This is a genomic window from Streptomyces cyaneus (assembly GCF_004028635.1).
In the GTDB taxonomy this organism is placed as follows: Bacteria; Actinomycetota; Actinomycetes; order Streptomycetales; family Streptomycetaceae; genus Streptomyces; species Streptomyces cyaneus.
The window spans coordinates 1,343,137-1,368,431 of sequence record NZ_RQJW01000003.1; the positions used below are offsets into that span (position 1 = coordinate 1,343,137).

General features: G+C 69.9%; 20 protein-coding genes. 4 read left to right on the forward strand and 16 right to left on the reverse strand.

Annotated elements, in window-relative coordinates:
• The first annotated feature begins 143 nt into the window (after positions 1-143).
• Positions 144-1,016 (forward strand): formyltetrahydrofolate deformylase, encoded by an 873-nt coding sequence (gene purU, locus EHO50_RS14755; protein ID WP_128430528.1) that lies wholly within the window; start codon positions 144-146, stop codon positions 1,014-1,016.
• Between the two features lie 121 nt (positions 1,017-1,137).
• Positions 1,138-1,935 carry an IclR family transcriptional regulator gene (locus EHO50_RS14760; RefSeq protein ID WP_128430529.1) on the forward strand — a complete coding sequence of 266 codons (798 nt, stop codon included), beginning with the start codon at positions 1,138-1,140 and terminating at the stop codon, positions 1,933-1,935.
• Positions 1,936-1,998: 63 nt separating this feature from the next.
• Here EHO50_RS14760 and EHO50_RS14765 read toward each other — a convergent pair whose 3' ends face one another.
• From EHO50_RS14765 to EHO50_RS14810, 10 genes are all read right to left on the reverse strand, one after another.
• Positions 1,999-2,436: a dihydropteroate synthase gene (locus EHO50_RS14765; protein WP_246101152.1), complete on the reverse strand. Its 438-nt coding sequence runs from the start codon at positions 2,434-2,436 to the stop codon at positions 1,999-2,001.
• 211 nt (positions 2,437-2,647) lie between these two features.
• Positions 2,648-3,250 (reverse strand): sarcosine oxidase subunit gamma, encoded by a 603-nt coding sequence (locus EHO50_RS14770; protein ID WP_128430531.1) that lies wholly within the window; start codon positions 3,248-3,250, stop codon positions 2,648-2,650.
• Entirely contained in the window at positions 3,243-6,527 is a 3,285-nt protein-coding gene (locus tag EHO50_RS14775) for a sarcosine oxidase subunit alpha family protein (protein WP_128430532.1), read from the reverse strand. Before EHO50_RS14775 ends, EHO50_RS14770 begins: the two co-directional genes overlap by 8 nt.
• 12 nt (positions 6,528-6,539) lie before the next feature.
• Positions 6,540-7,772: a sarcosine oxidase subunit beta family protein gene (locus EHO50_RS14780; RefSeq protein ID WP_128430533.1), complete on the reverse strand. Its 1,233-nt coding sequence runs from the start codon at positions 7,770-7,772 to the stop codon at positions 6,540-6,542.
• A 79-nt stretch (positions 7,773-7,851) separates the two neighbouring features.
• Positions 7,852-8,712 (reverse strand): bifunctional methylenetetrahydrofolate dehydrogenase/methenyltetrahydrofolate cyclohydrolase, encoded by an 861-nt coding sequence (locus EHO50_RS14785; RefSeq protein WP_128430534.1) that lies wholly within the window; start codon positions 8,710-8,712, stop codon positions 7,852-7,854.
• Positions 8,713-8,749: 37 nt separating this feature from the next.
• A complete protein-coding gene (locus EHO50_RS14790) occupies positions 8,750-11,188 on the reverse strand; it encodes a GcvT family protein (protein ID WP_128430535.1) in 2,439 nt (812 codons plus the stop codon).
• 193 nt (positions 11,189-11,381) lie between these two features.
• A complete protein-coding gene (locus tag EHO50_RS14795; RefSeq protein WP_128430536.1) occupies positions 11,382-12,359 on the reverse strand; it encodes an ABC transporter substrate-binding protein in 978 nt (325 codons plus the stop codon).
• A 13-nt stretch (positions 12,360-12,372) separates the two neighbouring features.
• The gene (locus tag EHO50_RS14800) at positions 12,373-14,382 is read right to left on the reverse strand and encodes an ABC transporter permease (protein WP_128430537.1); all 2,010 of its coding nucleotides are present in this window, start codon (positions 14,380-14,382) and stop codon (positions 12,373-12,375) included.
• The gene (locus EHO50_RS14805; protein ID WP_128430538.1) at positions 14,382-15,467 is read right to left on the reverse strand and encodes a quaternary amine ABC transporter ATP-binding protein; all 1,086 of its coding nucleotides are present in this window, start codon (positions 15,465-15,467) and stop codon (positions 14,382-14,384) included. Before EHO50_RS14805 ends, EHO50_RS14800 begins: the two co-directional genes overlap by 1 nt.
• Before the next feature lie 20 nt (positions 15,468-15,487).
• Positions 15,488-16,957: an aldehyde dehydrogenase family protein gene (locus tag EHO50_RS14810; RefSeq protein ID WP_128430539.1), complete on the reverse strand. Its 1,470-nt coding sequence runs from the start codon at positions 16,955-16,957 to the stop codon at positions 15,488-15,490.
• Between the two features lie 218 nt (positions 16,958-17,175).
• On the opposite strand from EHO50_RS14810, the gene purU (EHO50_RS14815) reads away from it, so the two are divergent.
• Positions 17,176-18,048, forward strand: coding sequence for a formyltetrahydrofolate deformylase (gene purU, locus EHO50_RS14815; protein ID WP_128430540.1), 873 nt, complete (start codon positions 17,176-17,178; stop codon positions 18,046-18,048).
• A 94-nt stretch (positions 18,049-18,142) separates the two neighbouring features.
• Here the strand turns inward: purU (EHO50_RS14815) and EHO50_RS14820 are convergent, their stop codons facing one another.
• Genes EHO50_RS14820 through betA form a run of 3 tightly spaced genes read right to left on the reverse strand, consistent with a single transcriptional unit; the run spans position 18,143 to position 21,508 of the window.
• Positions 18,143-18,985 carry an alpha/beta fold hydrolase gene (locus tag EHO50_RS14820; protein WP_128430541.1) on the reverse strand — a complete coding sequence of 281 codons (843 nt, stop codon included), beginning with the start codon at positions 18,983-18,985 and terminating at the stop codon, positions 18,143-18,145.
• Positions 18,986-18,997: 12 nt separating this feature from the next.
• Entirely contained in the window at positions 18,998-19,834 is an 837-nt protein-coding gene (locus EHO50_RS14825) for a methylenetetrahydrofolate reductase (RefSeq protein ID WP_128430542.1), read from the reverse strand.
• 3 nt (positions 19,835-19,837) lie between these two features.
• Positions 19,838-21,508: a choline dehydrogenase gene (gene betA / locus EHO50_RS14830; protein ID WP_128430543.1), complete on the reverse strand. Its 1,671-nt coding sequence runs from the start codon at positions 21,506-21,508 to the stop codon at positions 19,838-19,840.
• 150 nt (positions 21,509-21,658) lie between these two features.
• Between betA and EHO50_RS14835 the strand changes: the two genes are divergently transcribed.
• On the forward strand, positions 21,659-22,456 hold the full coding sequence (locus EHO50_RS14835) for an IclR family transcriptional regulator (protein WP_128430544.1): 798 nt from the start codon (positions 21,659-21,661) through the stop codon (positions 22,454-22,456).
• Between the two features lie 13 nt (positions 22,457-22,469).
• Here EHO50_RS14835 and EHO50_RS14840 read toward each other — a convergent pair whose 3' ends face one another.
• The 3 genes from EHO50_RS14840 to EHO50_RS14850 all read right to left on the reverse strand — a co-directional run bounded on the left by EHO50_RS14840 (position 22,470) and on the right by EHO50_RS14850 (position 25,288).
• Positions 22,470-23,600 (reverse strand): aromatic ring-hydroxylating oxygenase subunit alpha, encoded by a 1,131-nt coding sequence (locus EHO50_RS14840; protein ID WP_128430545.1) that lies wholly within the window; start codon positions 23,598-23,600, stop codon positions 22,470-22,472.
• A gap of 165 nt (positions 23,601-23,765) precedes the next feature.
• Positions 23,766-24,929, reverse strand: coding sequence for an NAD(P)/FAD-dependent oxidoreductase (locus EHO50_RS14845; RefSeq protein WP_128430546.1), 1,164 nt, complete (start codon positions 24,927-24,929; stop codon positions 23,766-23,768).
• On the reverse strand, positions 24,926-25,288 hold the full coding sequence (locus EHO50_RS14850) for a bifunctional 3-phenylpropionate/cinnamic acid dioxygenase ferredoxin subunit (protein ID WP_128430547.1): 363 nt from the start codon (positions 25,286-25,288) through the stop codon (positions 24,926-24,928). The genes EHO50_RS14845 and EHO50_RS14850 overlap by 4 nt, the downstream gene beginning before the upstream one ends.
• Positions 25,289-25,295 lie beyond the last annotated feature (7 nt).

The window sequence follows — 25,295 nt, forward strand, 5'->3', positions numbered from 1 at the left end:
GCATGCTGTGCACTACCTGGCCAGGAGCGCCTGGACCACTTCCGCCGGACCACCCCTTGACCACTTGGGCCCCCGCGCCCAATCATGTTGCGCATAGCTCACCGTGTTGCGTAATTCGCACCACCTGACGACGGAGGAAGGCAATGTCTCCTCGACCGCAGCCCGGCCGTGAGTTCGTCCTCACCCTTTCCTGCCCCGACCAGGCCGGTCTCGTCCACGCCGTGACCACCTTTCTCATCAGCCACTCCGGCAACATCCTGGAGAGCCGGCAGTTCGACGACCGACTGCAGGACCGCTTCTTCATGCGGGTCCACTTCGACGTCACGGACCCCGGCATCTCCCTGGAGGACCTGCGCACCGGCTTCGGCCCCGTCGGCCAGGCGTACGGGATCAGCTGGCAGCTGCATGACGCCTCGACCCCGACCCGCGCGCTGATCATGGTGTCGAAGTTCGGCCACTGCCTGAACGACCTGCTCTTCCGCAGGTCCACCGGCGCGCTCAACATCGAGATCCCGGCGATCGTCTCCAACCACCGTGACTTCGAGCCCCTGGCGCAGAGCTACGGCATCCCCTTCCACCATGTCCCGGTGACCAAGGAGACCAAGGCCCAGGCCGAGGCACGGCTGCTGGAGCTCGTGCGCGAGCTGGACGTCGACCTGGTGGTACTGGCCCGCTACATGCAGATCCTCTCCGACGACCTGTGCAAGCAGCTCGACGGCAAGGCCATCAACATCCACCACTCGTTCCTGCCGAGCTTCAAGGGGGCCCGGCCGTACGTCCAGGCGCACCAGCGCGGTGTGAAGCTCGTCGGGGCCACGGCCCACTACGTCACGCCCGACCTCGACGAAGGCCCGATCATCGAGCAGGACGTCGTCCGCGTGGACCACTCGCGCGACCCCGACGAACTGGTCACCATCGGCCGTGACGTCGAGGCCCAGGTGCTCGCCCGCGCCGTGGAGTGGCACAGCGAGAGCCGGGTGCTGGTGAACGGGAACTGCACAGTGGTCTTCCGCTGACGAGGCGGGCCGTGCGACCATGCGGGCGGCCGGATCCGGCCGTTCCCGCCGTTTTCCACGGCCCCTGCGGGACGCACAAAGGCCCATGGAACCCGCGAAGACCCGTGCGTATAGTTGCGCGATGAGCAACTACACCGCAGATAGCGAAACAGCGGGTCCCGCGGTGAACGGGGTGCAGTCCGTCGACCGCGCCGTCAGCGTCCTTGAGATCCTCGCCCAGCGCGGCGAGGCGGGCGTCAGCGAGGTGGCCGCCGAGATCGACGTGCACAAGTCCACCGCGTTCCGTCTGCTCGGGGCCCTGGAAACGCGCGGCCTGGTCGAGCAGACGGCCGAGCGGGGCAAGTACCGGCTGGGCTTCGGGATCGTACGCCTGGCCGGCGCCGTCACGGGCCGCCTCGACATCACCCAGCAAGGCCGCACGGTGTGCGAGCGGCTCAGCGAGGAGGTCGGCGAGACGGTCAACATCGCCGTCCTCCAGGAGCACTACGCGGTCAACCTGTATCAGGTACGCGGCCCGGGCGCGGTCGGCACCCACAACTGGGTCGGCCAGCTCACCCCGCTGCACGCCACGTCGAGCGGCAAGATCCTGCTGGCCCATCTGACGGAGAAGGAGCGCGCCGGCGTGCTCGCCGCGTCGGGGACGCAGAAGCTGACGCCGCACACCCTGACCTCGAGGGCCAAGCTGGAGAAGAACCTGGCCGAGGCGCGCGAGCGCGGATACGCGGTCGCGCTGGAGGAACTCGAGATCGGGCTGCACGCCATGGCGGCCCCGATCCGCTCCCGCGACGGCGAGGTGATCGCCGCCCTCAGCGCCTCCGGCCCCACATACCGCTTCACCGAGGAACGCATCCACGAACTCGCACCCGCGCTGATCAGCGGCGCGGACGAAATCAGCCGCCGTATGGGCCATCTCGGCTGAGGCCCCACAGGGGCGCTCGGTACGACGGCATTCGGCCGCTGCGGCGTTCGGCCGGTGCGGCGCTCAGCCCAGCGGCGACCCTGCCGACGCCGCCGCCTCGACGCCCCAGCGGGCCGTCACTCGTATCGCGTCCGCAGTCGATGCGACATCGTGCACGCGCAGACACCGGACGCCCTGTGCGGCGGCGAGCACGGACACGGCGGTGGTCGCGGCATCGCGCAGCCGCGCGGGACGGGGCTGTCCCGTCGTCCGGTCCACCAGCAGACTGCCCAGGAACGACTTGCGTGACGCGCCCACGAGGACCGGGTGTCCCAGGGCCATGACGTCCCCGAGGCGGCCCAGCAGCTCCCCATTGTGGTCGGGCGTCTTGGCGAAGCCCAGCCCGGGGTCGACGACCAGGCAGCCCGGCGGTATTCCCGCCTCCAGCGCGGCGTCGAGCCTCAGCCGCAGTTCGTCGAGCACGTCGGTGACGACGTCGTCGTAGACGGCGTTCGCCTGCATACCGGCGGAGTGTCCACGCCAGTGCATCAGCAGGCCATCAGCGGCAGCATCGCGGGGTCGGCGAGGCCATGGCGCCCGCCGCGGAGAGTTCGGAGAGCTCCCGGACGACGGGCAGGACGCGTCGCAGTTCCGCCACGACCGCAAAGCCCTGTGGGAGCTCCTGAGCGGAGCTCCCACAGGGGCCGGCGGGGTGCGGGCCCGCCGGGTTTTCTCAGCGGTACTCGGTCGCCGCGTCGAGCAGCCAGTCCGCCAGATAGCCGGCGAACGTCGAGCGCACCAGGACCCAGAATCCGGCCCTGGGTTCGTCCCGGGCGACCAGGACGACCTGGGTGCGGCCCAGCGTCGTCTGGGCACAGCGGCCGGAGCCGAAGGCCCGCGGATGCAGGTCCAGCGGACAGCCGTGGGCCAGCAGGTCATGGGCGCGCGGGCCCGTGACCAGGAGCGTGGTGCGCTGTGCGGAGACGTCGGTGACGGAGACGTGCTCGTCGCCGGCGGCCTCCCGGATCCGGCTCTCCAGGTCCCGCTCGCTCCCCGGCGGCCCCACCAGCAGCCACTCGTCCGGGCCGAGCCACAGTGCGGTCGACTCCCCCGCGCGGACGACGGTGTTCGGCTGGAGCGGCAGTTGCAGGTCCAGTGCGAGGCCGACGGCTGCCGCCGCCGCTCCCTTGGCGTCGAGGCGCACGTTGAGCTGGGCCAGGAAGGGGAGTTCGGCCAGCCTGATCGCACCCTCGGACGAGCGGGTCGCGGCGGCCAGGCGGTCCGCGACGTGCGACAGCGGGCTGCGGAGCGGGGCGGTAAGGGCGGTGTCAGCCATCGCGGCGAGCTCCCTCGGGGTCGTAGAGGACAGGGCTGGCGACGGTCACCGGCACCAGTTGGTCGCCGACGGGGGCGTACAGCCGCTCGCCGATGCGGTCCCGGCCGCCCTTGATCAGGGCGAGCGCGAACGTCCGGCCCAGGGCGGCGCTGCGATAGCTGGAGGTGACATGGCCGAGCATGGGGACGGGCGGGGCCGGCAGCACCCCGTCGGCGATCAGGTGGGTGCCCTCCGGGAGGAAGGTGCCCGGGTCCTCGGGGAGCAGGCCGACCAGGTGCTTGCGGTCGGGGCGGGACGTGTCCGCGCGGGCGTAGGACCGCTTGCCCACGAAGTCCGGCTTCTTCTTCGACACCACCCAGCTCATGCCGAGGTCCTGCGGAGTGACCGTGCCGTCGGTGTCCTGGCCGATGATCGGGTAGCCCTTCTCGGCGCGCAGGACGTGCATGGTCTCCGTGCCGTACGGGGTGATGCCGTACGGGGCGCCGGCCTCGTACACGGCCTCCCACAGGGCGAGGCCCTGCCACGGCGACACGTTGATCTCGAAGGCGAGTTCGCCGGAGAAGCTGATCCGGCAGACCCGGGCCTCGATGCCCGCGACGCTCGTCTCCCGCCAGGCCATGAACGGGAAGTCGTCGTTGGCCACGGCGAGTTGGGGCGCGAGCGAGCCGAGGACCTCACGGGACTTCGGGCCGACGAGCGCGACCGTGGCCCACTGCTCGGTCACGGAGGTGCAGTGCACCTTCAGCTCGGGCCACTCGGTCTGGTGCCACTCCTCCATCCAGTCGAGTACGGCGGCGGCGTTGCCCGTTGTCGTGGTGACCAGGAAGCGCTCCGGGGCGACGCGGATGACGGTGCCGTCGTCGAAGACCATGCCGTCCGGGCGGCACATGACGCCGTAGCGGATCATGCCGACCTTCAGGGTGCTCATCATGTTGGTGTAGAGCCGGTCGAGGAAGACGCCGGCGTCCGGGCCCTGCACGTCGATCTTGCCGAGCGTGGAGGCGTCCATGAAGCCGACGCTCTCGCGGGTGGCGGCACACTCGCGCAGTACGGCGGCTTCCATGTCCTCGCCGGCCTGCGGGTAGTACCAGGGGCGCTTCCACTGGCCGACGTTCTCGAACAGGGCGCCGTGCGCGACATGCCACTCGTGGATGGCGGTCGTGCGCACCGGGTCGCTCAGCACGCCCCGGTCGCGGCCCGCGAGGGCGGCGAAGGAGACCGGCATGTACGGCGGGCGGAAGGTGGTCGTGCCGAGCGCCGAGATGTCCACGCCGAGCAGTTCGGCGACGACGCCGCTGGCCAGGACGCCGGAGGTCTTGCCCTGGTCGTTGGCGGTGCCGGCCGTGGTGTAGCGCTTGGTGTGCTCGACCGAGCGCAGACCGGCGCCGGTCGCGCGGGCCAGGTCGTCGACGGTGACGTCGCGCTGGAGGTCGACGAAGGCGGGGCCGTCCGTGTCCCCCGGGACCACGTACACGTGCATCGGCGGCGTCGGCCGCGGCTGCGCGGGCACCTCCGGCAGGCGCGGTGCCTCGGTCGTGTATCCCTCGGCCTCGACGGCGCGGGCACCGGCGGCCGCGCCCTGCGCCAGGACCGTGGCCGGGTCGAGGGCGCCGCTCGCGCTGCCCGCGACCTCGACGGCCTGACGGCAGGCGTCGGGGACGAAGGAGCCCAGCGTCTCGTCGTGGCGCAGCTTGCCGCCGCACTGGCTGAACAGGTGCGCCACCGGGTTCCAGCCGCCGGAGACCAGCAGCAGGTCGGCGGCGAACTCGCGCCGCCCCGCGGACTCTCCGTACGGTGCGACGGTCACGGCGGTGAGGCGTGCCTCGCCGCCTTCCGTGCCGGTGACGGCGTGGCCGGGGAGGACTTCGATACCCGCCGCCCTCGCGCGCTCGGCCCACTCCCCCGGTTCGGGGCGGGTGTCGACGATCGCCGCGATGGCCAGGCCCGCCGAGGCGAGGTCCAGGGCCGCCTCGTACGCACTGTCGTTGGTGGTGAAGACCACCGCGTGGCGGCCGGGCAGGACGCCGTGGCGGTTGACGTGGGTGCGGGCCGAGGAGGCCAGCATCACGCCGGGGCGGTCGTTGTTCGCGAAGGCCAGCGAACGCTCGTGGGCGCCGGTGGCGAGGACGACCCGGCGGGCGCGGATGCGCCAGACGCGTTCGCGGGAGACGTTCTCGGGGGCGTCGGCGCCGAGGTGGTTGGTGCGGCGCTCGACGGCGAGGAGGTGGTTGTCGTCGTAGTAGCCGAAGACGGTGGTGCGGGGCAGGACGCGGACCTCGGGGGCGGCGTCGAGCTGCTCCGTCACCTCCCGTATCCAGTCGAGGTGTTGGGCCGTGCCGAGGAGGCTGCCGCCGAGTTCCGGCTGGTCGTCGGCGAGGATGACGCGGGCGCCGCTTCTCGCCGCGGCCGCCGCTGCCGCGAGGCCGGCCGGGCCGGCGCCGACGATCAGCAGGTCGCAGTGGGCGTGTACGGCGTCGTAGCGGGCGGGGTCGGGGTCGGTGGCGAGGCGGCCCTGGCCGGGGAGGCTGGTCGCGACCAGGCCGTCGTAGAGCTCTACGGTCGTGGCGGGGAGCATGGGCTCCGGGAAGGGTTCCTCGATCTGGATGACCGCGTTGGGTTCTTCGACGCCTGCGGAGAAGATGCCTCGGGGGCGGCCGAGCTTGATGCTGGTGCCGGCCTGGATGACGCCGTTGGCGAGGAGGGCGGAGGCGAGGGTGTCGCCTCGGTAGCCCTGGTATTCGGTGCCGTCGAAGGTGAAGGTGAGGGGGGTTTCGCGGTCCACTCGGCCGCGCGTGGTGTGGCGGAACGGCTGGCCCGCGGCGGAGCCGCTGATGGATGCAGCGCCCCCGCCGCCCCTACCCGTCCCATCCTGGGGGCTGCCGCCCCCAGACCCCCGCTTCGGCCCCGAAAGGGCCTCGTCCTCAAACGCCGGACGGGCTGGTTCTGCCGAGCTGGGCTGAGAAGTGACCGGACCCGGCTGGGAAATGACCGGACGTGACTCCACGGCCGCCGGGCGTTCCTCACCCGTCCTGTACACCGTCAGGATCTCGTTCGTCGACGTGTCCCGCACCGCGTTGAACCAGCGGCGGCAGCCCGCCGAGTGGCTCCAGCGTTCGGCGAAGGGGCCCTTGGGGTTGTCGCGGAAGAAGAGGTAGCGGGCCCAGTCCTCGTCGGAGAGGGACGCCGGGTTCTCCGGGTACGGCACGTGGGCCTGGCCGCCGTAGTGGAACTCGGCCTCGTCGCGGGGCCCGCACCACGGGCAGGGGATGAGCAGCATGGGTTCGGCTCCCTAGTGGGCCACCGCGGCAGCGCCGTGCTCGTCGACGAGCGCGCCGGTGGTGAAACGGTCGAGCGAGAAGGGGGCGTTGAGGGCGTGCGGGGTGTCGTGGGCGATGGTGTGGGCGTAGACCCAGCCGACGCCCGGAGTGGCCTTGAAACCGCCCGTTCCCCAGCCGCAGTTGAGATAGAGGTTGTCGACGGGGCTGAGCCCGATGATCGGTGAGGCGTCGGGGCTGGTGTCGACGATGCCGCCCCAGGTGCGCAGCACGTGGGCGCGGGCGAAGACGGGGAACAGCTCCAGGGCCGCCGCCATCTGCTCCTCGATGATGTGGAAGGCGCCGCGCTGGGTGTACGAGTTGTACGCGTCGATGCCCGCGCCCATCACCAGCTCGCCCTTGTGGGCTTGGCTGACGTACACGTGGACCGCGTTGGACATCACTACCGTGGGGTGCACCGGCTCGAGGAGTTCCGATACCAATGCCTGCAACGGGTGGCTCTGGATGGGGAGTTCGATGCCCGCCATCGCCGCGAGGACCGAGGTGTGGCCCGCCGAGCAGAGCGCGACCTTGCCGGCGGCGATGGGGCCGAGGTTGGTCTGGACCCCGACCACTCGCCCCCCGATCACGTCCAGACCCGTGACCTCGCAGTTCTGGATGATGTCGATGCCGGCGGCGTCGGCCGAGCGGGCCAGGCCCCAGGCGACGTAGTCGTGCTTGGCGATGCCCGCGCGCGGCTGGTACGTGGCACCCAGGACCGGATAGCGCACGTCCTGCGAGATGTTGACGATCGGGCAGACCTCCTTGACGCCGTCCGCGTCGAGCCACTCCGCGTCCACGCCGTTGAGGCGGTTCGCCTCGACGCGGCGGACGCTGTCGCGGACGTCCTGGAGGCTGTGGGCCAGGTTCAGCACGCCGCGCTGGGAGAAGAGGATCGGGTAGTCGAGCTCGTCCGCCAGGCCCTCCCAGAGCTTGAGGGCGTGCTCGTAGATGCCGGCGCTCTCGTCCCACAGGTAGTTGGAGCGGATGATCGTGGTGTTGCGGGCCATGTTGCCGCCCGCGAGCCAGCCCTTCTCCAGCACCGCGACATTGGTGATGCCGTGGTTCTTGGCGAGGTAGTGCGCGGTGGCCAGGCCGTGACCGCCGCCTCCGACGATCACCACGTCGTACGACTTCTTGGGCTCGGGATTACGCCACAGGAAGTCGGGGTGGTCGGGGAGGTCGGCGCCGGGGGTACGGGAGCTCATCGGACGTCTCCGTCTTCTGAAAGGGCTTCTGCGAGGTGCGGGTACTGCGAGTACCGCGGGTGCTTGGGGACGTTCGCGTTCATACGGCGGTGGCGTTCCTCTCGGCGGCCTCGACGACGTTGGCCAGCAACATCGCTCGGGTCATGGGGCCCACACCGCCGGGCATGGGCGCGATCCAGCCGGCGACCTGGGCGGCGTCCGGGTGGATGTCGCCGACCAGGCCCTGGTCGGTGCGGGTGATGCCGACGTCCAGGACCGCGGCGCCGGGGCGCAGCATGTCCTTGGTGACCAGTCCGGGCGAGCCGGCGGCGGCGATGACGATGTCCGCCTCGCGGACGTGCCAGGCCAGGCCCTTGGTGCCGGTGTGGCACAGGGTGACGGTGGCGTTCTCGGAGCGGCGGGTGAGGAGGAGGCCGATCGGGCGGCCCACCGTGATGCCCCGGCCGATCACGCAGACGCGCGCTCCGGCGAGCGGTACGTCGTGGCGGCGGAGCAGCTCCACGATCCCGCGCGGGGTGCACGGCAGCGGTGCCTCGACGCCCAGGGTGAGCCGGCCGAGGTTGACGGGGTGCAGGCCGTCGGCGTCCTTGGCCGGGTCCATGCGTTCCAGTACCGCGTTGGCGTCCAGGTGGCGCGGCAGCGGGAGCTGGACGATGTAGCCGGTGCAGGCCGGGTCGGCGTTGAGTTCGTCGATCGTCTCCTCGACCTGCTCCTGTGAGGCATCGGCGGGCAGGTCCCGTCGGATGGAGGCGATGCCGACCTGGGCGCAGTCGCGGTGCTTGCCGGCGACGTAGGCGTGGCTGCCGGGGTCGTCGCCCACCAGGACGGTGCCCAGGCCGGGCGGGCGGCCGTCGGTGGCCGTCAACTTGGCCACGCGTTCCGCGAGTTCGCGGCGGATATCGGCGGCGGTCGCCTTGCCGTCGAGCAGCTGTGCGTTCACCGGCGGTGTTCCTTCCCTCGGAGTCGACGCGGGGGTGTCAGCCACGCAGGCGGGACATGGTGGGGTCGAACAGCGGCTCCTCGGCGACGACGGCATCGACGCGCTGGTCGAAGTAGCCGATCTGCACGGGCGTGCCGGGAGTGGTGAGCTCGGCCGGGAGCCAGGCGTACGCGATGCCCTTGCCGATGGTGTAGCCGTAGGCGGCGCTGGTGACGTAGCCGACCGGGCGGTCGCCGTCGTACACCGGCTCCTTGCCGAGGACGACCGACTGCGGGTCGTCGATGGTGAGGCAGGTCAGCTTGCGCCGGACGTCGGATTTACGGCGCTCCAGCGCCGCCTTGCCGATGAAGTCGCCCTTGTCGAGCTTGACGGCGAAGCCGACGCCGGCCTCGTAGGGGTCGTGCTCGTAGGTCATGTCGGTGCCGAAGGAGCGGTAACCCTTCTCCAGGCGGAGGCTGTTGAAGGCGCCGCGGCCGGCGATGACGCCGCCCAGCGGCCTCGCCGCCTGCCACAGGGTGTCCCACAGCTTCTGGCCCTGGTCGGCGGTGGTGTACAGCTCCCAGCCGAGTTCGCCGACGTACGACAGCCGCATCGCCGTCACCGGGACGCTGCCGATGTAGGCGCGCTTGGCGCGGAAGTACTTGAGGCCGTCGTTGGTGAAGTCCTCGTCCGTCAGCGGCTGGAGGACCTTGCGGGCCAGCGGGCCCCACAGGCCGATGCAGCAGGTGCCGGCGGTGATGTCGCGGACCTGGACGGTGCCGTCGGCGGGGAGGTGGCGGCTGAGCCAGTCGAGGTCCAGGTTGCCGTTGGCGCCGATCTGGAAGAGGTCGCGGGCGAGGCGGGCGACGGTGACGTCGCTGCGGATGCCGCCGTCGTGGTCGAGGAACAGGGTGTACGTGACCGAGCCGACCGACTTGGCGACCTTGCCGGTGCACAGGCGCTCCAGGAACTCGGCGGAGCCGGGGCCGCTCACCTCCAGGCGCTTGAGTGCCGTCATGTCGTACATCGCGACGGTCTCGCGGGTGGCCTGTGCCTCGGCGCCGACGATGGGCGACCAGAACTGGGCGGCCCAGTCGTTCGGGGTGGGGATGGAACGGCCCTCGACCAGCTTCGCGTTGGCCTCGTACCAGTGCGGGCGTTCCCAGCCGCTCGCCTCCAGGAAGAAGGCGCCGTGCTCCTGCTGGCGGGCGTGGAAGGGGCTGGTGCGAATCGGGCGCGGGTCGCCAGAGGGCTGGAGGGGGTGGAGGATGTCGTAGACCTCGACGAAGTTCTGGCAGTCGCGGGCGAGGACGTACTCCGGGGACAGCTGGTGCGGCTCGAAACGGTTGACGTCGCACTCGTGCAGGTCGAAGGACGAGCAGTGGCCGTCGACCAGCCACTCGGCCATGGCCCGGCCGACGCCCGCGGAGTGGGTGACCCAGACGGCCTCGGCGACCCAGAAGCCCTTGACGTCCTGGGACTCGCCGAGGAGCGGGAAGTTGTCGGTGGTGAAGGAGAACAGGCCGTTGATGCCCTCCTCGACCTTGGCCTCCTGCGTCGCGGGGAGCAGGGACTGGGTCTCGGTCCAGGCGGGCGCGAAGTCGTCCTCGGTGAACTTCAGGACCGACGGCATCTCGTCGGCCTCGTCGAAGGAGAGGATCTCGTCCGCGGTGATGGGCATCGGGCGGTGGCCGTAGTAGCCGATGCCGATGCCGTCGAAGCGGTCGCGGTAGTAGAGGTCGGCGTCCTGGTGGCGCAGGATCGGGCGGACCGCCTCCTCGGTCTGGCCCGCGAGCGCCGGGATCGGGCCGGTCCAGGCGAGCTGGTGGGCGAGCGGGGTGAGCGGGAGGTTCATGCCGGCCATGCGGGCGATCTTCGGGCCCCAGATGCCGGCGCAGCACACGACGATGTCGGCGGGGATCTCGCCCTGGTCGGTCAGGACGCCGGTCACCTCGCCGTCGGCCTTCAGGACGTCGAGGACCTCGTGGCGGGCCAGGAAGCGCACTCCGCGCTCGGTGGCCCGGCGGATCTGCGCCTCGACGGCGAGGACCGCCTTGGCGAGGCCGTCGGTCGGGACGAGGAGGCCGCCGAGGACCTTGTCACGGTCGAGAAGCGGGTGCTTCTCGACGCACTCGTCGGCGGTCAGGAGCCGGGACTCGATGCCCCAGGCGGTGATCCAGCCGTGCCGGCGGTGCAGTTCCGCGAGGCGCTCGGGCGTGGTCGCCACTTCGAGGCCGCCGACCTGGAGGAAGCAGGGCTTGCCGTCGACGTCGAGGGAGCAGAACTTCTCGACGGTGTAGCGGGCCAGCTCCGTCATGGTCTTCGAGGAGTTCGTCTGGAAGACCAGGCCGGGGGCGTGTGAGGACGAGCCTCCGGTGGCCGGGAGCGGCCCCTGGTCGACCACGGTCACCTCGGTCCAGCCCCGCGCCGAGATCTCGTCCGCGAGAGCCGCGCCGACGACTCCCGCTCCGATGATGACCACACGCGGTCCCGCCATCGCCGCACCTCCGGTTGAGTTGCTTTCTGCGCAACATGATTCAGGTTGCGCAACTCAATGTGCCTGCCGTCCAGGTGGGTGTCAAGAGGTCCGGTGACGTCGGAGAGCGGCTTGAGAAATGGCTTGAGAAACAGCAATGCCCGGTGGGCGGTGCGCGTCCGTACGCACCGCCCACCGGGCATCCGTGAAGGGCCTACTTGATCCAGGCATCCACCTTGTCGCGGTTGGCCTCGACCCACTTCTTGGCCGCGGCCTCGGGGGTCATCTTGTCCACCGCGATGTACTTCGCCACGACGTTCTGGTCGTCGTTGGTCCAGGTGAAGTTCTTCACCAGGTCATAGGCGGGACTGCCGGACTCGGAGAACTTCTTGCTGACGATCTTGTCCAGCTTGTACACGGGGTAGTCGCAGTCGACCTTCTCGGGGTCGGCGTCGCAGCCCTCCTTGTACTCGGGCAGCTTGACCTTCTCCAGGGGCACCTCGGACATGAACCACTGCGGCTCGTAGAAGTAGCCGATCACCCACTCCTTGTCCTTCTCCGCCTTGCGGAAGGCCTGGATGAGGGCGGTCTCGCTGCCCGCGTACACGACCTTGAAGTCCAGCTTCAGGTTCTTCACCAGCGCCTCGTCGTTGGTGACGAACGACGGGTCGCCGTCGAGGAGCTGGCCCTTGCCGCCGGACTCGGAGGTCTTGAACTCGGCCGCGTACTTGTCGAGGTTGTTCCAGTCGAGGATGTCCGGGTGCGCCTTGGCCAGCCACGGCGGCACGTACCAGCCGATGAGGCCTTCGTTGCCGGTCGGGCCGGCGTCGACGGCGGTCTTCTGGTCGGTGATGTACTTCTTCTTCAGGTCGTCGTGACCCCAGTTCTCGACGACGGCGTCGACCTCGCCCGTCCCGAAGCCCTGCCAGGCGATCTCTTCCTTCAGGTCCTTCTGGGTGACCTTGCAGCCGAGGTCGTGCTCCGCGACGTACGCGATGACGGCCGCGTTGGCCTCGTAGCCCACCCAAGGGTTGACCGCGAGGTTGAAGGTGCCGCACTTGCCGGAGCCGCCCGAGCCGCCGGCGTCCGAGGAGCTGTCACCGACCTTCGCACCGCTGCAGGCGGTGAGGGTGAGGCCGAGGACCGCTATGCCGACCGCGCCGACTCTCCACTGTCTTGCTTGCCTTGCCATGGTCAGTTGCTCCTTACGCGCTGGTACGCCGCGCCGCTGCCTGAGTGATCCGGTCGAACATGACTCCGAGAAGGACGATGGCAAGCCCTGCGGCGAGCCCCTTCCCGAACAGTTGTCCCTGCGAGAAGCCGGCCACGACGTCGTAGCCGAGGGCGCCGGCGCCTACCAGGCCGCCGACCACAACCATCGACAGCACATAGATCAGGCCCTGGTTGGTCGCGAGAGTCAGGGCGCCGCGTGCCATCGGCAGTTGAACCTTGGTGATGATCTGCCAGGTGTTGCACCCGGCGGAGGTGGCCGCCTCCACGGTCGTCGCGGGCACGTTCCGTACCCCGTCCGCGATGATCTTCATGGCGACGGGAGCCGCGTAGACGACGGCGGCGACGATCGCCGTGAAGCGGGTCGCGCCGAACAGCGCGAGGAACGGCACGAGATAGACGAACGGCGGCATGACCTGGGCCGCGTCCAGGGTGGGCCGGATCAGCCGGTCCACCAGCGCGCTGCGTCCCATCCAGACGCCGAAGACGACGCCGAGCAGCATCACGAGCACCGTGGCGACGAGGGTGGACGCCAGCGTCGTCATGCCGTCCGACCACACACCGGTGCCGACCAGCAGACCCACGCAGACGGCCGTGGTGACACCGGCGCGCCAGCCGCCGAGGACGACGGCGAGCGCGATCAGTGCCGCGCCGACGAGCCACCACGGGGAGTCCGTGAGCAGCGCCTGGAACGGGTTGAGCAGACTGTTGGTGAGGGCGTCCCGGAAGGCGTTGGTGACGCCCGAGAGGTTGTCCTGCACCCAGGTGGTCACGCTGTCCGCCGTGCTCCTGATGGTGCTGCCGGTGCTCCCCTCGCCGGGGAACTCCGCTGCCCACAGATAGGTGTGGGACAGATAGGCCAGGACCGCCGTGACCGCCGCACCGGCCGCCAGCAGCGGGCGTCGCCAGGTGATGAAGCGGTTCTTCGAAAGGCGGGCGGCCTCCTGGCGTGCGCTCGCCGCGGTGGTGACCCGGTCCAGCACGATGGCCATGACGACGATGGCCAGACCCGCGTTGAAGGCCGTGCCGACGTCGAGGGTCTGGAGCGCCTGGACGACGGTCTTGCCGAGGCCGGGCGCGTCGATCAGGGCGGCGATGGTCACCATGGCCAGGGCGGCCATGATGGTCTGGTTGACGCCCATCACCACGGTCCGCTTGGACATCGGCAGCAGGACCTTCATCAGGGACTGCCGTCGCGTGGCACCCAGCGAGTCGGCCGCCTCCACCGTCGTCTCCGGGACGGAGCGGATGGCGTGCGCGGTGATGCGGATCGTCGGCGGCGCCGCGTAGATCAGCGTGGCGATCGTGGCGGAGGCCGGGCCGATCTGGAAGAACAGCGTCAGTGGGGCCAGGTAGACGAAGGTCGGCATGGTCTGCATGAGGTCCAGGAAGGGCGTCACGAACCGGTTGAACCGATCGGACAGCCCTGCCCACACACCCAGCGGGATCGCGAACACCAGCGCCACGAAGACGGCGGAGACGGTGAGCGCCAGGGTGTCCATGCTCTCCTGCCACAGGCCCTGCAGGCCGAGGAAGGTGAAGCCGGCCACCGCCAGCAGAGCGACCCGCCAGTTGCCCACGGCCCAGGAGACATAGCCGGCGATGCCGACCACGCCGAGCCAGCCGATCTGCGGGACGGGCCGGCCGACGGAGGGCTGTGAGATCAGCTCCTGGACGAAGGTCACCAGGGAGTCGATGACCAGGCGGATCTCGTTGAAGAAGTACAGGAAGAGCGGGTTGGAGTTGCGGTTCGCGCCGATCGAGTCGTTGACGTCGTTGAACCACCGGTGCAGATCGGTCAGGTCGGCCGCCGCCAGGGCGAGGGTCTGCTTGCCGCGCAGTACGACGAACAGCACCAGCCAGACGACCAGGATCGCGCCGACCACCATGGACCGGCTGACCTTGCGCACGCTCTCGGCGGGAGCGGGCGGCTCGACGGACCCGGTCTTCTGTGGTTTCTCGGTCTTCTCCACGGCGACGGTCATCACGCGCCGCCTTCCTGCCCGGCGACCACCGCGAGGATCTCCTCGTCGCCGACGATGCCGAGCAGCTTGCCGTTCTCGACGACCTTGACCGGCTTGTCGGCCGCGAGCACCGCCCGGGTGGCCTCCTTCACCACGACGTCCGGGCCCAGCTCGGGACCGTCCAGGGCGTCGCCGTCCTCCACGGGGCGCATGATCCAGCGCAGGGTGAGCACGTCGCCGCGCGGGACGTCCTTGACGAACTCACGGACGTAGTCGTCGGCGGGGGCGCCCACCAGTTCGTCGCCGGTGCCGCACTGGACCATCTTGCCGTCGCGCATGATCAGGATGCGGTCGCCCAGCTTGAGGGCCTCGGAGAGGTCGTGGGTGATGAACACCATCGTCTTGCCGACCTCGTGGTGCAGGCGGATGACCTCGTTCTGCATGTCACGGCGGATCAGCGGGTCGAGCGCCGAGAAGGGCTCGTCGAAGAAGAGCACGTCCGGGTCGCCGGCCAGCGCCCGGGCGAGGCCCACACGCTGCTGCATACCGCCGGACAGCTGGTCGGGGTAGGAGTTCTCGTAGCCCGCGAGGCCGACCAGCTCGACGACCTCCTGGGCCCGCCGGGTGCGCTCGGCCCTGCTCATGCCGCGGATCTCCAGACCGAACGCCACGTTGTCGACGACGCGGCGGTGGGGCAGCAGACCGAAGTGCTGGAAGACCATGGAGAACTTGCGACGGCGCAGATCGCGCAGGCGCTTGTCGTCGGCCTGGCGGATGTCCTCACCCTCGAAGACGATTTCACCCGCGGTGGGTTCGATCAGCCGGGTCAGACATCGCACCAGCGTGGACTTGCCGGAGCCGGACAGGCCCATGACGACGAAGACCTCGCCGGGCGAGACGTCGAAGTGGACGTCGCGTACGGCGGCGGTGCATCCGGTGCGGTCCATGAGCTCGCGGCGGGTGAGGCCGCACAGCTCCTCGGAGTCCGGCACCTGGTCGGCCTTCGGCCCGAACACCTTCCACAGCCTGCGCACGGAGATGACCGGGGTGGAGCCCGAGTCCTGGGGCGTGCCGCGCCGCTGCGGCACCTCGGTCTGTGTGGTCACGTTCGACCTTCTTTCGGCGTTCAGCCGCGGAACCAGTGCTGCGGCCGGGGTTGGATGTTCTGCCAGATGTGCTTGGGCTCTCGGTACTCGTTCAGGCCGGTCGGTCCCAGCTCCCGGCCCACGCCCGAGTGCCCGAAGCCACCCCATTCCGCTTGCGGCACATAGGGGTGGTAGTCGTTGATCCACACCGTGCCGTGGCGCATCCGCCGGGCGACCCGCTGGGCCTTGCCGGCGTCCTGCGTCCAGACGGCTCCGGCGAGCCCGTACTCGGTGTCGTTGGCGATGCGTACGGCATCGTCCTCGTCGGTGAAGCGCTCCACGGTGAGCACGGGCCCGAACGACTCCTCGTGCACCACGCGCATGTCCTGCCGGCACTCGTCGAGGACGGTCGGCGGGTAGTAGTGGCCGTTCGCCAGCGCGGGGTCGTCGGGCCGGGCGCCGCCGCAGCGCAGTACCGCGCCCTCGGCGATCCCCGCGGCGACGTACGCCTCGACCTTCTCCAGGTGCTGGGCGGAGATCAGCGCTCCGGTCTCGGCCTCGGGGTCGAAGGGGCCACCGAGGCGGATCTGCCGGGCCCTGCGGACGACCTCGTCGACGAACCGGTCGTGCAGGGAGTCCTCGACGATCAGCCGGGCCCCGGCCGAGCAGACCTGGCCCGAGTGCAGGAACACGGCCGTGAGGGCGAAGTCGACGGCCGTCTCGAAGTCGGCGTCGGCGAAGACGACGTTGGGGTTCTTGCCGCCGAGCTCCAGCGCGACCTTCTTCACGGTCGCGGCGGCGGTGGCCATGATCCGCTTGCCGGTCTCCAGCCCTCCGGTGAAGGAGACCATGTCCACGGCCGGGTCCTCGGAGAGCGGTGCGCCCACCTCGGGCCCGGTGCCCAGGACGAGGTTCGCGACGCCCGCCGGGATCCCCGCCTCCTCCAGCGCCTTCATCAGCAGGATGGAAGTGGAGGGGGTGAGCTCGCTGGGCTTCAGAACGATCGTGTTGCCGGCGAGCAGCGCCGGGGCGACCTTCCAACTGGCCTGCAGCAGCGGGTAGTTCCAGGGGGTGATGAGCCCGCACACCCCGACCGGCTCGTAGCCGACCCGGCTGATGGCGTCGTCGCGGCCGGTGTCGATCGCGCGGCCGGCGTCGGTGCCCGCGAGGCCGCCGTAATAGCGGAAGCAGGAGACGACGTCGGCGATGTCGTACTCGCTCTCCACCAGCCGCTTGCCGGTGTCGAAGGACTCGGCGCGGGCGAACACCTTGGCGTCGCGCTCGAGAATGTCGGCGGTGCGCAGCAGCAGCGCGCCGCGCTCACGCTCGGGGGTGTTCGGCCAGTCCCCCGCGTCGAAGGCGCGGCGGGCCGCGGCGATCGCGGCCTCGGTGTCGGGGCGGGTCGCCTCCGATACGGTCGCCGAAAGCGTGCCGTCGGCAGGACATCGGATGTCCCGCTGCCCACCGGCGACCGGATCCCGCCATTCGCCATCCACGTACAGGTCTGCCACGCGACGAGCCTTTCGATGGAAATTCGTTGCGCATCGTGCACCCGATTGCTTGTGGTGGAACACAGTGTCGAATGGACAGACCGGCGTCAAGAGGTTGGCTGATGACGATTTCGCCATGCGCGCCTTTACCCACCCGCCCTTGACCACAAGCGGCGCCGAGCCGACCATGTTGCGTATCGCTCACCATGTTGTGCATTACGCACCGACGGAGGCCGCACATGTCCCCTCGACCGCACCCTGGCCGCGAGTACGTCCTGACCCTCTCCTGTCCCGACAGCGCGGGACTGGTGCACGCCGTGAGCGGCTTTCTCGTCAGGAACTCCGGCAACATCCTGGAAAGCCAGCAGTTCGACGACCGACTTCAGGGTCGCTTCTTCATGAGGGTCCACTTCGACGTTTCGGATCCGAACGTCGATCTCGAACAGCTGCGTTACCGGTTCGGTCCCGTGGCCCAGGCCTACGGCATCACCTGGGCGCTGAGCGGCGCGGCCACACCGACCCGGACACTGATCATGGTGTCCAAGTTCGGCCACTGCCTCAACGACCTGCTCTTCCGCCGGCGCACCGGCGCCCTCAACATCGAGATCCCCGCGATCGTCTCCAACCACCGGGACTTCGAGAAGCTGGCGGAGACGTACGGTGTCCCCTTCCACCACATCCCGGTGACCAAGGACACCAAGCCCGAAGCCGAGGCGCGGCTGCTGGAGCTCGTGCGTCAGCTGGACGTCGACCTGGTCGTACTGGCCCGCTACATGCAGGTCCTCTCCGACGACCTGTGCAAGGAGCTGGAGGGCCGCGCCATCAACATCCACCACTCCTTCCTCCCCAGTTTCAAGGGCGCACGCCCCTACGAGCAGGCCTACCGGCGCGGAGTGAAGCTCGTCGGCGCGACGGCGCACTATGTGACGCCGGACCTGGACGAGGGGCAGATCATCGAGCAGGACGTGGTCCGGGTGGACCACTCGCTCGACCCCGGCGACCTGGTCACGGTCGGTCGGGACGTGGAGGCGCAGGTGCTCGCGCATGCGGTGAAGTGGCACAGCGAGAGCCGCGTGATGGTGGACGGCAACCGCACGGTGGTCTTCCGCTGAGAGGCCCGCACAACGGGGCGGGACCGGATTCCGGTCCCGCCCTTGTCGTGGGCCCCGCCCTGGTCGTATACGACGCCGGGCGCGCCGCCCCCGGTCACGGCGACTGCTGGAGGAAGGCGATGAGCGCGGCCGTGAGTTCCGCTGGGGCGTCCTCCTGGACGAGGTGGCCCGCACCGCTGATGGGTTCGAACCGCGCGCCGGGGACGAGAGCGGCGAGCTCGCGCCCCTTCGCCACCGGGATCCAGGTGTCGTCCTCGCCCCAGCAGACGAGCGTGGGCATGCCGATTTCGCCGTACCGGCCCTGGATCTCATCGGTGTAGCGCTGGTCGGCCTGGGCGATCTGCCGGTAGAAGGCCGCTTGGCCCGGGCCGTCCAGCCAGGGCTCGACGAGCCGGTCGAGGACCGCGGAGTGCAGGCCGGGGCTGCTGGCGGAACCGACGTACTCGCGCACCAGGGCGCCGTGCAGCGCGGGCGGCAACCGCTCGAACACGTCGGCGTGCTCGCCGACGAGCCGGAAGAACGGGGAGCCCCACGGCGCCAGCGCGACCGGATCCACCAGGGCGAGGGCCCGGTATCGGGCACCGTGCAGCAGATGCGCCCGCAGGGCGACCGCACCGCCGAAGTCATGGGCGACCACGAGCGGTTCCACCAGGCCCCAGTGGCCCAGGAGTTCGGTGAAGACCCGGCCCTGCGCGGCCAGGGACACATCCTGCCCCGCCGCCTTCTCGGAGGTTCCGTAGCCGGGCATGTCCCAGACGAACACCTGGTGGTCCCGGGCGAGCGAACGGGCCACGGAACGCCAGACGTACGACGAGAAGGGCGTGCCGTGCAGCAGGACGACCGGCGGGCCGTCGGCCTGCCCCAGCCGGTCCCAGCGGATGTCGCCCGATGTGCTGGTGAAGGTTCGGGTCAGCTGCCAGTCGGTGTTCGTTGCCATCCTTCTCCCGGTTCAGCCGCCCAGCCGGTCCAGCAGCGCGCGGCGCCACCGCTCCGTCTCGGCGATCTGGTTGAACGTGAACAGGTGCAGTCCGGCCACGCCCGCCGAGGGGGCGGTGAGAGCCTCCTGCGTGCGGGACAGCAGCCGCTCGGGCGCATACCCACCGGGGGCCGCGAAACGCACGAACCACGAGGCGTGCTTCGTCAGGAAGCGCGTCGACTCCCCCACCCCGATCTTCGTGGCCATCGCCAGCAGCTTCGCCCGCTGCACGGGCCCCGCGACGCCCACATGGACCGGCAGAGTGATGCCCCGGCGCCGTATACGAACGAGCCACTCCCCCAGCACCCGCGGGTCGAAGCACAGGTTGCTCACGATGTACGTGGCGTGCTCACGCTTGTCCCACATCGCCTGCACGGTGACGTCGTCGTCGATGAGCGGATGGCTCTCGGGGTAGCCGGTGACGCCGACGCGGGCGAAGGGGCTGCCCAGCTCGCTCAGCCGGCGCAGCACCGGAAGCGCCCCGTCGTAGACCCCGGCCGGCGGGTCGGAGTCACCGGCGGGGACGAAGACGTCGTCCACGCCGGCCTCCCGGAGCCGGCCCGTGACCTCTTTCAGGTGTACGTCGTCCCGCAGCAGCCGCGCCGGCACATGCGGAACCACCCGGTAGCCGTGCCCGGCGAGGCGTGTAGCGAGGTCGAGGGTCGGTTCCAGGCCCTTGACCGGCGACGCCGTCACGGTGACGACGACGTCGCGCGGGACATGGGCGAGGACCTTGTCCTCGGTCGTCTTCGCGGGCAGCACCTCGTAGCGGACGCTGTTCAGCAGCTCCCTCAGCCCTGTCGGACTCAACACCTACTCCGTTTGCTTCTGGACGTCACGGTGGCGGTAGTACGCGGCCTTCGACGGTGCCAGCGGCTCCTTGCCGAGGATCAGGTCGGCGGCCTTCTCGGCGACCATCATCACCGGGGCGTAGATGTTGCCGTTGGTGACGTACGGCATCACCGACGCGTCGACGACCCGCAGGCCCTCCACGCCGTGCACGCGCATGCTGGTGGGGTCGACGACCGCCATCTCGTCGGTGCCCATCTTGCAGGTGCAGGACGGGTGCAGGGCGGTCTCGCCGTCCTTGGCCACCCACGCGAGGATCTCCTCGTCGGTCTCCACGGACGGTCCGGGTGAGATCTCCCCGTCGTTGTAGGGGGCGAGCGCGGGCTGGTTGAGGAGCTTGCGGGCCACCCGGATCGCCTCGACCCACTCGCGGCGGTCCTGCTCGGTGGAGAGGTAGTTGAAGCGCAGCGCCGGGTGCTCGCGCGGATCCTTGCTCTTGATCTTCACCGAGCCGATGGCGTCGGAGTACATGGGTCCGACGTGCACCTGGTAGCCGTGGCCGCCGGCGGGCACGGAGCCGTCGTAGCGGACCGCGATGGGCAGGAAGTGGAACATCAGGTTGGGGTAGTCCACGTCCTCGTTGCTGCGGGCGAAGCCGCCGGCCTCGAAGTGGTTGGTCGCGGCCGGGCCCTTCCGGAACAGCCACTGCAGACCGATGAACGGGGCTCGCCACTTCGCCAGGTACGGCTGCATGGAGACGGGCTGCTTGCAGCCGTACTGGATGTACACCTCCAAGTGGTCCTGCATGTTCTCGCCGACGCCGGGGAGGTCGTGCACGACGTCGATGCCCAGCGCCCGCAGTTCCTCGGCGTTGCCGACCCCGGAGAGCTGGAGCAGCTGCGGGGAGTTGATGGCGCCGCCGCACAGGATGACCTCTTTGGCGCGGACCTGCTGGAGCGCGCCCCGGCCGCGCTGGTACTCGACTCCGACGGCGCGCTTGCCCTCGAAGAGGACGCGGGTGACGAGGGCGCGGGTCTTGACGGTGAGGTTCGGCCGCTTCATCGCCGGCTTCAGGTAGGCCTTCGAGGCCGAGAGTCGGCGTCCACGGTGGACATTACGGTCGAACTTGGCGAACCCTTCCTGCCGGTAGCCGTTGACGTCGTCCGTGGGCGCGTAGCCCGCCTCCTCGGTGGCCTTGAGGAAGGCGCTGAACAGGGGGTTGGTCGCCGGCCCGCGTTCGAGGACGAGAGGGCCGTCATGGCCGCGGAACTCGTCGTCGGGGTCGGCCGCGAGACAGTTCTCCATGCGCCGGAAGTACGGCAGACAGTGCGCGTAGTCCCATGCCTCCATGCCCGGATCGGCGGCCCAGCGCTCGTAGTCCATGGGGTTGCCGCGCTGGAAGATCATGCCGTTGATGCTGCTGGAGCCGCCCAGCACCTTGCCGCGCGCGTGGTAGACGCGTCGGCCGCCCATGTGGGGCTCGGGCTCGGACTCGTACTTCCAGTCGTAGAACCGACTGCCGATCGGGTAGGTCAGCGCCGCGGGCATGTGGATGAAGACGTCCCACGGGTAGTCCGACCGGCCCGCCTCCAGGACCAGGACCCGGTTGGCCGGGTCGGCGGAGAGTCTGTTCGCCAGTGCACTGCCGGCCGAACCGCCGCCGACGATGACGAAGTCGTACTGCAAGGGAGCCATGGTGCCTCGTCTCGCTCGCGCCGTAGATGTGCGAGGCATGCTAGACCCAGTAGCGTCATACGCACCAGGTTGCGAACGGCGCAACTTCTGGGTCTTCGTTTCGGCGGCGTTACTTGCAGTGACGTTGTTTACTACGCGTATAGTTTCACTGTGAGCAACTACAGCCCTGACACAGAAACGTCGAATTCGCAAACGGGCGGCGTCCAGTCGGTCGACCGCGCCATCAGCGTCCTGGAGATCCTCGCTCAGCGTGGCGAAGCGGGCGTCAGCGAGGTGGCGGGCGAGATCGAGGTGCACAAGTCCACCGCCTTCCGCCTGCTCGGTGCCCTGGAGGCGCGCGGTCTGGTGGAGCAGGCCGGCGAGCGCGGCAAGTACCGGCTCGGCTTCGGCATCGTTCGCCTGGCGGGCGCGGTCACCGGCCGTATCGACATCACCCAGCAGGGCCGGCCGGTCTGCGAACGTCTGGCCGAGGAGCTCGGCGAGACCGTCAACATCGCGGTCATGCAGGAGCACTACGCGATCAACCTGTACCAGGTGCGGGGTCCGGGAGCCATCACCGCGCACAACTGGGTCGGCCAGCTGACCCCGCTGCACGCCACCTCCAGCGGCAAGATCCTGCTGGCGTATCTGCCCTCCAAGGAGCGCGCCGCGCTGCTGTCCGAGGCCGGCATGAAGAAGGTCACCCCGCGCACCATCACCGCGAAGACGAAGCTCGAGAAGAACCTCGCCGAGGCCCGGGAGCGGGGCTACTCCTTCACCCTGGAGGAGCTGGAGGTCGGTCTGCACGCGATGGCCGCCCCGGTCCGCAACCGGGACGGCGATGTCATCGCGGCACTCAGCGCCTCGGGGCCCGGCTACCGGTTGACCGAGGAGCGCCTGCACGAACTCTCCCCGGTGCTGCTCAAGGGCGCCCAGGAGATCAGCCACCGGATGGGCTACCTGGGCTGAGTCATCGGCCGATTCACCCCTGAGGTGTGCCCAGGCGCTCGTTCACCCAGTCGTGGAACGCGCCGATGTGGTGCTCGCTGGGCACCAGCACACCACCCTTGGCATACATACGGGAGCTCATGCCGGGCTGCGTGCGCTCGCAGGCGTCGAAGTCCTGCTGGTTGACGCGGTGGAAGAGTTCCACGGACCGGCTGACGTCCTTGCCGCTCTCGACGACGTGCGGCAGATACAGCCAGTCGCACTCGACGATCGTGCGGTCCACCGCCACCGGGTACATCCGGTGGAAGATCACATGGTCGGGCACGAGGTTGATGAAGACCTGCGGCCGGACGGTGATCGCGTAGTAGCGGCGGTCCTGGTCGTCGGCGACCCCGGGAATGCGGTCCAGACCCTCCGAGCCGTCGACGGTGAAGCCCTGGACCTCCTCGCCGAACTCCGCGCCGTGGCCCACGTAGTACTGGGCGGCGTAGCCGTCCGCGAACTCCGGGAGCACCTCGGTGAGTTCGGGGTGGATCGTGGCGCAGTGGTAGCACTCCATGAAGTTCTCGATGATGAGCTTCCAGTTCGACTTCACGTCGTACGTGATCCGCTTGCCGACGGAGAGGTTGTCGATGTCGTAGCGCTCGATCGACTCGACGTCGCCGAGGCGGGAGACGACCTCGCCGATGACGTCCTTCTCGAAGGAGGGCGGGTTCTCCGCGAGGCAGACCCAGACATAGCCGAGCCATTCACGCACGGCCACGCTCACCAGGCCGTACTCGGTACGGCCCACGTCGGGCATCTTGGTGAGGTTGGGTGCCGCGACGAGCTTGCCGTTCAGGTCGTACGTCCAGGCGTGGTACGGGCATTGGAAGGCCCGCTTCACCTCGCCGGTCTCCTCGGTGCAGAGCTTGGCTCCGCGGTGCCGGCACACATTGAAGTACGCACGGATGCTGTTGTCCCTCGCCCTGGTGACGAGGATGCTCTCGCGGCCCACGTCGACGGTGCGGAAGGCACCGGGCTTCGCCAGTTCGGAGGCGCGCGCCACGCAGAACCACATGGTCTCGAATATGCGCTCCTGCTCCTGGGCGAAGATCCCCGGGTCCGTGTAGGAGGAGCCGGGGAGAGTGGCGATCAGGCTGTCCGGCAGGCTGGTCGAGGTCACGGTGCACTCCTCGGGAGAACGTCGTGGAGGGGTCATTCACGCGCCGGGGAGAGCGACTCCGGACGGTGTTGTGTATGGAGCAACGCTGCGTGCCATGTGCAACCGCAGCATTGGATGCCGCTGGGGCGGTGTCAAGATGCGGGCGGTGTCAAGATGCGGGCGCGATCAGGACGCGGTGGCGGCGAGTTGCTTGCGCCAGCGCGTGAACAGCCGCGGCTGGTTCATCCCGAGTACGGCGACCGGGTCTCCGGCCCGCCGGTAGACGGCGAGGACGTCGCGGTCGTCCGCGGCGCCCGCCTCGATGGTGACGCTGTCGGCGCCGGCCGCGTGACCGGCGAACTGGATCTTCACGCCGTACTGGTCGGACCAGAAGTACGGCGGCCGGGGCACACCCGGTTCCAGCGCACCGCCCGCCAGCAGCGTGGCGACCGCGGCGTCGGGGCGCTCGCGCGCGCCGGTCCAGTGCTCGACGCGGCGATGGAACCCCGCGCGCGGGTCGTACCAGTTGGCGCAGTCACCGACCGCGACCACGCCGGCCAGGCTGGTGCGGCCGTCGGCGCCGCACTTGACGCCGTTGTCGAGAGCGATGCCGCAATCCTCCAGCCACTCGACGTTCGGGCGGGCGCCCACCCCCACCACCACGATGTCGGCGGGGATGCTGCGACCGTCCTCCAGCAGGACGGCGTCGACGCGGGTCTCCCCGCTCAGCCCCTTGACGCCCACGCCGCACACCAGCCGTACGCCGTGGTCTGCGTGGAGGGCGGAGACGATGGCGCCCATCGTCTCGCCGAGCGGCCCGGCGAGCGGGGTCGGGGCCGCCTCGACGACGGTCACGTCGTGCCCGAGGGCGTACGCGGTGGAGGCGACCTCGGCTCCGATGAAGCCTCCGCCGATCACCACCAGGCGTCCGCCGCGGGTCAGTTCGTCCCGCAGGGCGCGGGCGTCGTCCAGGGTGCGCAGCGTGTGCACTCCGGCCAGGCCCTCGGACCCGGGGAGGATGCGTGCCGCTGCGCCCGTCGCGATGACGACGCCGTCGGCCTGCACCTCCCGTCCGTCACCGAGCCGGACGACGCGCCGCGCGTGGTCGAGTCCGGTGGCCCGGACGCCGAGCAGCCACTCCGCCTGCAGGTCCTCGTCGTCGGTCTCCAGGGCGAGTTCGGCTTCGCCGAGCGTGCCGGCCAGGAACCCCTTGGACAGCGGGGGCCTGTCGTAGGGGCGGTGGAGCTCGTCCCCGATGACGACCAGCCTGCCGCCGTAGCCCTGCTTGCGCAGTGAGCGCGCCGCCGACAGCCCGGCCAGCGAGGCGCCGACCACGGCGACCGTTCTCACGCGGGACCCCCGGCGAGCCGGGCCGAGATGCAGGGCGGCAGGTTGGGCGCGTCCATGGACAGACGGACGTGGATCATGCCGTCCTCGACGACGACCTCGTGCGTCCGGACCGGGAGCTTGGCCGGCGGGGCGTCGACCGCGCCGGTCCTCAGGTCGAACTTGGAAGCATGCAGCGGGCATTCCACCTCGCAGCCCTCCAGCCAGCCGTCGGCGAGCGACGCGTCCTGGTGGGTGCAGGTGTCGTCGATGGCGAAGAGTTCGCCGTCGTCGGTGTGGAACACCGAAACCGGCGGATCGATGTCGAGCCGGTGGGCCTCGCCTCGCGGAAGGTCCTCGAGACGGCACGCGGGAATCATCATGACACCT